This window comes from Massilia sp. LXY-6 (genome assembly GCF_051233485.1).
GTDB lineage: Bacteria > Pseudomonadota > Gammaproteobacteria > Burkholderiales > Burkholderiaceae_D > Telluria.
This window is the reverse complement of the sequence record NZ_JBKFGF010000100.1, coordinates 1-1,319: the sequence shown is the minus strand read 5'-3', so window position 1 is coordinate 1,319 and position 1,319 is coordinate 1. Positions and strand designations below refer to the sequence as shown.

The 1,319-nt window shown below is 57.8% G+C and carries 1 protein-coding gene and 1 other annotated feature; the gene reads right to left on the bottom strand.

Annotation, left to right across the window (positions count from 1 at the left end; genetic code table 11):
• Positions 1-34: 34 nt before the first annotated feature.
• Positions 35-1,269, bottom strand: a protein-coding gene (locus ACI48D_RS25985) for an IS3 family transposase (RefSeq protein ID WP_435574130.1) whose coding sequence is annotated in 2 segments (ribosomal slippage) — positions 35-978 and positions 978-1,269 — 1,236 coding nt in all. Because the reading frame shifts where the segments join, the coding sequence is not laid out codon by codon here.
• Positions 872-988: a sequence feature (AL1L pseudoknot), on the bottom strand. Its footprint overlaps the gene before it by 117 nt.
• Positions 1,270-1,319: the final 50 nt, after the last annotated feature.

Here is a 1,319-nt window from a genome sequence, read left to right as displayed (position 1 = left end):
TGAACCGCCCCGGGAATCGTGGAGGCTGGTTGGTTTAAGTTAATACGGTTTCATCGGCAGCGATCTTGAGCTGCCGGTAGTAGTTTGCCTCAGCTTCAGCGGGCGGTATATAGCCGAGTGGTTCCATCAGTCGATGGTGGTTGAACCAGGCTACCCATTCCAAGGTCGCCAGCTCGACAGATTCTCGAGTTTTCCAAGTCCGGCGATGAATCAATTCCGTCTTGTACAAGCCGTTGATCGTTTCAGCCAGCGCGTTGTCGTAGCTGTCTCCTCGATTGCCGACCGACGGTTCGATACCAGCTTCGGCCAGGCGTTCGCTGTAGCGGATGCTCAAATATTGCGAGCCTCTATCGGAGTGATGAATTAAAGTTCCATTGTCACCTGGCTGGCGAGCATACAGCGCCTGTTCAAGCGCATCCAAAACGAAATCAGTGGTCATTGACGAACTGACCCGCCAACCGACAATGCGCCGCGCGAACACGTCCACCACGAAGGCGACGTACAGCCAGCCCTGCCACGTCGAAACGTATGTGAAGTCCGACACCCACAGCTGATTTGGCCGGTCGGCAGAGAATTGCCGATTCACCCGATCCAGCGGGCGCGGGGCGGCAGCATCTGGAATCGTTGTCCGGATCCGCTTGCCGCGTACAGCACCTTGCAAACCCAGCCGCTTCATCAAGCGTTCCACCGTGCAGCGAGCAACGGCGATGCGTTCCCGGTTCATCTGCTTCCAGACTTTGTCCGCACCGTAGACCTGCATATTGGCCTGCCAGACCCGGTTGATTTCCGGGCACAGAATCTCATCGCGTTTCGTCCTGGCGCATAACTTCGACGGATCACGAAGCTGTGCGGCATGGCGCCGATAACCCGACGGGGCAATCCGCAAGACCTTGCAGATCGGCTCGATCCCGAAGGTGTCGCGATGCTGATCGATAAAGGCCTTCAGGACTTCAACCGGCGGTCGAGCTCCGCCTGGGCGAAAAACGCACTCGCCAGCTTCAGGATTTCGTTGGCCCGCCGCAGTTCCTTGTTCTCGCGCTCCAGGGCTTTGATTCGCTCACGTTCGTCTGTCGTCACGCCTGCGCGCTCACCTTGGTCAATCTGGTCGCGCTTGACCCATTCATGCAGCGTCTGCGGCGTGCAGCCGATCATCGCTGCAATCGACTCGACCGCCGCCCACAACGAAGGATGCTCGTTACGCTGTTCACGTACTAGACGGACTGCGCGCTCCCGGACTTCCGGCGAAAATTTGCTTGGCTTCTTGTTCATAGCTCCATTCTCTCAAGAGTTGGAGCCTCCATCAAATCCGGGGCGGTTCA